The organism is Streptomyces amritsarensis (assembly GCF_001953875.1).
In the GTDB taxonomy this organism is placed as follows: domain Bacteria; phylum Actinomycetota; class Actinomycetes; order Streptomycetales; family Streptomycetaceae; genus Streptomyces; species Streptomyces amritsarensis.
On sequence record NZ_MQUR01000174.1, the window covers coordinates 1 to 6262 of the forward strand.

Below are 6262 nucleotides of genomic sequence, written 5' to 3' on the forward strand. Positions count from 1 at the left end.
CGGCGGCCTGACACCGGCGGGGCCCCCGGACAGGGTCCGGGGGCCCGCCGCCTGCTCAGACCGTCGGCCTGAGGCGGGCCTGGTCGATGTGGCTGCGGCCTTCCTGGGTGCCCTTGAGGAGGGCGCTGCCCTCGCGCCAGTCCTTCCAGTCCATGTTCCAGTCCCCGAACCCGTTGCCGAAGATGTCCATGTCGTCGCCGATGCTGTTGATGACCTGGACGATGTCGCCCTCGGTGATGTTCTCGTAGAACCATGCGGCGTTGCCCGTGCTCATGCCGGTGCAGCCGTGGCTGACGTTGGCGTAGCCGTGGGAGCCGATGGACCACGGTGCGGCGTGGACGTATTCACCACTCCAGGTGACGCGGGTGGCGTAGTAGACGGGCAGGTTGTAGTACTCGCTGCCGCCGATGCCGACGGTGTCCCCGCGCATCTGTACGTAGTACTGCTTCCCCAGCACCACCTTGATGCCGTTGCGGGTGGAGAACCCGGGCTTGCCGGTGGTGACCGGGATGGAATTGATCACTTCTCCGTTGCGCTTGAACGTCAGCCAGTGGGCGGCGGCGTCTGTGGTGACCTCGACGCGGTCGCCGATCTCCAGCTTCAGCGGCTTGGCGGCGGCTCCGTGGAGGTCGTCGGTGATCTTGATGCCCTCCAGGTTGCTCCGTACGGAGACGGTGGTGTTGGCGGGCCAGTAGTCCTTCGGGCGGTAGTGCAGGTTCTTGTCGTCGACCCAGTGCCAGGCGCCTTCGACCCCGGGCGGGGCGTCGACGATCAGGCCGCGTTCGACGACGGCGCGGGCGGCCTTGTCCTTGACGGGCTCGTTGAGCTCGGCGGTGAGGGGCTGGCCGACGCCGTACTTGCCCTCCTCGGGGCCGAACTCGACCTTCAGGACGCCCTTGGACGGGGTGGTGTCGAAGGCCATCGTGCGCTGGCCCGGGGTGCCCCTCTCGTCCTCCGTGCTCACGGTGACGGTGTAGCGGACGCCTGCGGCCATGGGGACGGTGCTGTGCCAGCGGTCCCCCTTGGCGCTGAGTTCGCCCGCCAGGCGGCGGCCGTGGGTGTCCACGGCCGTGACGTCCGTGATCCGGCTGCCCTTGGCCTTGGCCGTGATCTCCAGGGGCCGGTTGGGGTCGACGGGGCGGCTGCCGGCGGTCTGGTTGAAGGCGACCTGCTCGCCCGCGTCGACCGGGCGGGCTGACAGCGGGTTGTCGCCGGACCCGCATGCGGTGGCGCCGGCCCCGAGGGACGCGACCAGCAGGGAGCAGCTGAGTACCGTCCAAAGACGCGGTGAGTGCTTCATGGGGCCAACGCTATGAAGATATGACAATTACGGCGCGCGGGGTGACTGCAAACGAGGGGCCCGGACTCCTCCGAAGAGGTGTCCGGGCCCCACGTGGTGCGCGGCCGGGCCGCGCGGGTGATGCTGTTCGACTACTGGTTCGCGTTCTCACCGCGGTAGTACTCGTACACCCAGCCCCACAGGCCGATCAGGATGATCGGGGCCGAGAAGTACATGAGCCACCAGCCGAAGATGACGCCCATGAAGGCGAGCGCGCCACCGATGCCGAGGGAGAGCGGCTGCCAGCTGTGCGGGGAGAAGAACCCCAGCTCGCCGGCCTCGTCGGCGACGTCGGCCTCCAGGTTGTCCTGGGCCATCTCGTCGACGCGCTTGGCCGTGAAGGCCAGGTAGTAGCCGATCATGACGCTCAGGCCGAAGGCCAGGAAGAGCGCGGTGGTTCCGACGGGCTCCTTCGACCACACGCCGTACACGACGGCCATGATCAGGATGAAGAAGGAGAGCCAGAGGAACATCTTGCCCTGGATCTTCACTTGCCGGCCTCCTTGCCACCGGTGACGGCCGCCTTGGCGCCGTGGTCCTCGAGGTGGTCGAGCGCCGCGATCTCCGGGTGGTGGAGGTCGAAGGCGGGCGACTCGCTACGGATGCGCGGCAGCGTGAGGAAGTTGTGCCGCGGCGGCGGGCAGGACGTGGCCCACTCGAGCGAACGGCCGTAGCCCCACGGGTCGTCGACCTCGATCTTCTTGCCGTACTTGGCCGTCTTCCACACGTTGTAGATGAACGGCAGCATCGACAGGCCGAGCACGAAGGAGCTGATCGTGGAGATCGTGTTCAGCGTGGTGAAGCCGTCGGCCGCGAGGTAGTCCGCGTAACGGCGCGGCATGCCCTCGGCGCCCAGCCAGTGCTGCACCAGGAAGGTGCCGTGGAAGCCGATGAACAGCGTCCAGAAGGTGATCTTGCCGAGCCGCTCGTCCAGCATCTTGCCCGTGAACTTCGGCCACCAGAAGTGGAAGCCGGCGAACATCGCGAACACCACGGTGCCGAAGACGACGTAGTGGAAGTGCGCGACGACGAAGTACGAGTCGGAGACGTGGAAGTCCATCGGGGGCGAGGCCAGGATGACGCCGGTCAGACCACCGAAGGTGAAGGTGACCAGGAAGCCGATCGTCCAGAGCATCGGGGTCTCGAAGGACAGTGAGCCCTTCCACATGGTGCCGATCCAGTTGAAGAACTTCACACCGGTCGGTACCGCGATCAGGAAGGTCATGAAGGAGAAGAACGGCAGCAGCACACCGCCGGTGACGTACATGTGGTGGGCCCACACGGTCACCGAGAGGCCGGCGATCGCGATCGTCGCGGCGATCAGGCCGATGTAACCGAACATCGGCTTGCGCGAGAAGACCGGGATGATCTCGGAGACGATTCCGAAGAACGGCAGCGCGATGATGTACACCTCTGGGTGTCCGAAGAACCAGAAGAGGTGCTGCCAGAGCAGGGCGCCGCCGTTGGCGCTGTCGAAGATGTGCGAGCCGAACTTGCGGTCGGACTCCAGCGCGAAGAGCGCGGCGGCCAGGACCGGGAAGGCGAGCAGGACCAGGACACCGGTCAGCAGCACGTTCCAGGTGAAGATCGGCATGCGGAACATCGTCATGCCCGGGGCGCGCATGCAGATGATCGTGGTGATGAAGTTGACCGAGCCGAGGATCGTACCGAAGCCGGAGAAGGCCAGACCCATGATCCACATGTCCGCGCCGATGCCGGGCGAGCGAACCGCGTCCGACAGCGGGGAGTAGGCGAACCAGCCGAAGTCGGCGGCGCCGTTCGGGGTCACGAAGCCGGCCACCGCGATGGTCGAGCCGAAGAGGTACAGCCAGTACGCGAACATGTTCAGCCGCGGGAACGCCACGTCGGGCGCACCGATCTGGAGCGGCATGATCCAGTTGGCGAAGCCCGCGAACAGCGGGGTGGCGAACATCAGCAGCATGATCGTGCCATGCATGGTGAACGCCTGGTTGAACTGCTCGTTCGACATGATCTGCGTGCCCGGACGGGCCAGCTCGGCGCGCATGAAGAGCGCCAGCAGACCGCCGATGATGAAGAACACGAACGAGGTGACCAGGTACATCGTGCCGATGGTCTTGTGGTCGGTGGTGGTGAGCCACTTCACGACCACGTTGCCCGGCTGCTTGCGCCGCACCGGCAGCTCGTTCTCGTACGAGTCAGCTGCGGCGGCACCCTGGGATTCGTTGAGGATGCTCACAGTTTGTTCACTTCCGCATTCCGGGCCGGGTCGGTCTGCTGGATGCCGGCGGGGAGGAAGCCGGTCTGACCCTTCTCCGCCAGGCCCTTCAGGTACTCCTGGTACTTCTCGGGCGAGACCACCTTGACGTTGAAGAGCATCCGGGAGTGGTCGACGCCGCAGAGCTCGGCGCACTTGCCCATGAAGGTGCCCTCTTGGCTCGGGACGACCTCGAAGACGTTGGTGTGGCCCGGGATGACGTCCTGCTTGAACAGGAAGGGGACCACCCAGAAGGAGTGGATGACGTCGTTCGACGACAGGATGAAGCGGACCTTCTCACCCTTGGGGAGGACCAGGGTCGGACCCGGGTTGCCCGTCTGCGGGTTGCGGTCGCTCGGGACGCCCTTCTCGTAGACGCCCTCGGCGCCCGCCGGGAAGTCCTTGGTGAAGCGGTCCGGGATGGAGGCGAGCTCCTTGGGAACCGCACCGGCCTTCGGGGTCGCCGCGTCGCCGTCGACGTTCTCGATGTAGTTGAAGCCCCAGCTCCACTGGAAGCCGATCACGTTGATCGTGTGCGGCGGCTTCGGGGTGAGGGCGAGAAGCTTCGACTCGTCACGCGCGGTGAAGTAGAAGAGCACCGAGACGATGATGAGCGGGACGACCGTGTACAGCGCCTCGATGGGCATGTTGTACCGGGTCTGCGGGGGGACCTCCACCTTCGTCCGGCTGCGCCGGTGGAAGATGACGCTCCAGATGATCAGGCCCCACACCAGGATGCCCGTGATCAGCGCGGCGGCCCAGGATCCCTGCCACAGGGAGAGGATGCGCGGCGCCTCCTCGGTTACCGGAGTCGGCATTCCGAGGCGGGGGAAGTCTTTCCATGTATACGAGCAACCAGTGGCGGTCGCCAGGACCACGCCCGCAGTCAGCGCCTGCAGCAGCTTCCGCCGCATCGGGCGCCGCGGCGAGCGGTCGGAGCCGTAGGGACTCACGTAGCGCCTTCCCGAGAGTCTCGGCCCGCGCGGCCGGCCGCGGCCGTGTTCGGGTCGGTCGCCGGCCCTGACGCAGGCAGGGGTTTGGATGTTTATGCGGACCAAACCCTACTGGACGCTATTTGGGGTCGCGCGGGGAGGGTGCCCAACGCGCCGCTACTGCCCCCGAAGGGATGGATCCGCCGTACGGGGGACGGTGCGAATGGCCCTGAATGGCGGTCTCCGGGGCCCTTCTGACGCCCCCTGACCTCGAACACCCGGGGCCGGCGCTAGCGTGGCCGGATGCCGTACTTCGACAGCGCGTCCGCCGCTCCCCTGCACCCCGTGGCCCGGCAGGCGTTGCAGGCCTCCCTGGACGAGGGCTGGGCCGACCCGGCCCGGCTCTACCGGGAGGGCAGGCGCGCACGACTGCTCCTGGACGCGGCGCGGGAGGCCGCCGCGGAGGCGGTGGGATGCCGCCCCGACGAGCTCGTGTTCACTCCTTCGGGGACGCACGCGGTTCACACGGGCATCGCGGGCGTCCTCGCCGGGCGGCGACGCGTCGGCGGCCATCTGGTCGTATCGGCGGTCGAACACAGTTCTGTACTGCATGCGGCCGCGGCGCACGAGGCGCGCGGCGGGAGCGTCGCCGAGGTCCCGGTGGACCGGTGGGGTGCCGTGTCCGCCGCCGGGTACGAGGAGGCGCTGCTCCCGGCGACCGCCCTGGCCTGCCTGCAGTCGGCCAACCACGAGGTGGGCACGGTCCAGCCGGTGGCCGAGGTGGCCGAGGTCTGCGGGGCGGCCGGGGTGCCCCTGCTGGTGGACGCCGCGCAGTCGCTGGGCTGGGGGCCCGTCGGGGGCGCCTGGTCCGTCCTGGCCGCGAGTGCGCACAAATGGGGCGGCCCGCCCGGGGTGGGCCTGCTGGCGGTCCGCAAGGGGGTGCGGTTCTCACCCCAAGGCCCCGCGGACGAAAGGGAGTCGGGCCGCTCCCCCGGCTTCGCGAACCTTCCCGCGATCGTGGCGGCGGCCGCCTCGCTGCGGGCCGTGCGGGCGGAGGCGGACGCGGAGGCCGCCCGGCTGCGGGTCCTGGTGGACCGCATCCGGCGCCGGGTCGTGCGGCTGGTCCCGGACGTCGAGGTGGTCGGCCACGCGGACCGGCGGCTGCCGCACCTGGTCACGTTCTCCTGCCTGTACGTCGACGGGGAGGCGCTGCTGCACGAGCTGGACCGGGCGGGCTTCTCGGTGTCCTCGGGCTCCTCCTGCACGAGCTCCACACTGACCCCCAGTCATGTGCTGCGGGCGATGGGCGTGCTGTCCGAGGGGAACGTACGGGTGTCCCTGCCGCCGGGGACCCCGGCGGCGGAGGTCAACGCGTTCCTGGAGGTGCTGCCGGGTGCGGTGGCGGGCGTACGGGAGCGGCTCGGGGTCTCGGAGCCGCCCGCGGAGGCGCCGGAGGCGGACGCCCTGGAGCTCGACACGCTCGGGCTGCGGTGCCCGCAGCCGGTGATCGAGCTGGCCCGGGCCATCGCCCGGGTCCCGGTGGGCGGCACGGTGACCGTCCTGTCGGACGACGAGGTGGCCCGGCTGGACATCCCGGCGTGGTGCGCGATGCGGGGGCACGACTACCTGGGCGAAACCCCCCGCCCGGCCGGCACCGCCTACACGGTCCGCCGCCGGTCGTAGCCCCTCCCCCACCAGCGAAGGCACGGCCCGGCCGGACCCCGGCCGGACCCGCGGGTGGGGTCCGGCCGGGGC

Annotated in this window: 5 protein-coding genes; 1 reads left to right on the top strand and 4 read right to left on the bottom strand. The window is 69.0% G+C overall.

Translation table 11 applies throughout. The features are described from left to right. Positions 1–55 precede the first annotated feature (55 nt). From AVW11_RS35010 to ctaC, 4 genes are all read right to left on the bottom strand, one after another. Positions 56–1300, bottom strand: coding sequence for a L,D-transpeptidase (locus AVW11_RS35010; RefSeq protein WP_030849359.1), 1245 nt, complete (start codon positions 1298–1300; stop codon positions 56–58). A 131-nt stretch (positions 1301–1431) separates the two neighbouring features. After that, positions 1432–1830 (bottom strand): cytochrome c oxidase subunit 4, encoded by a 399-nt coding sequence (locus AVW11_RS35015; protein WP_030849356.1) that lies wholly within the window; start codon positions 1828–1830, stop codon positions 1432–1434. Further along, entirely contained in the window at positions 1827–3557 is a 1731-nt protein-coding gene (gene ctaD, locus AVW11_RS35020) for an aa3-type cytochrome oxidase subunit I (RefSeq protein ID WP_060178191.1), read from the bottom strand. Before ctaD ends, AVW11_RS35015 begins: the two co-directional genes overlap by 4 nt. Continuing rightward, the gene (ctaC, locus tag AVW11_RS35025; protein ID WP_030849350.1) at positions 3554–4528 is read right to left on the bottom strand and encodes an aa3-type cytochrome oxidase subunit II; all 975 of its coding nucleotides are present in this window, start codon (positions 4526–4528) and stop codon (positions 3554–3556) included. The genes ctaD and ctaC overlap by 4 nt, the downstream gene beginning before the upstream one ends. A 282-nt stretch (positions 4529–4810) precedes the next feature. On the opposite strand from ctaC, the gene AVW11_RS35030 reads away from it, so the two are divergent. Beyond that, entirely contained in the window at positions 4811–6190 is a 1380-nt protein-coding gene (locus AVW11_RS35030; RefSeq protein WP_076047040.1) for a cysteine desulfurase/sulfurtransferase TusA family protein, read from the top strand. Positions 6191–6262 lie beyond the last annotated feature (72 nt).

Bases quoted from the DNA above. Each gene is read 5' to 3' on its own strand.
- AVW11_RS35010 (WP_030849359.1), bottom strand. From the start codon at position 1,300: ATGAAGCACTCACCGCGTCTTTGGACGGTACTCAGCTGCTCCCTGCTG.
- AVW11_RS35030 (WP_076047040.1), top strand. From the start codon at position 4,811: ATGCCGTACTTCGACAGCGCGTCCGCCGCTCCCCTGCACCCCGTGGCC.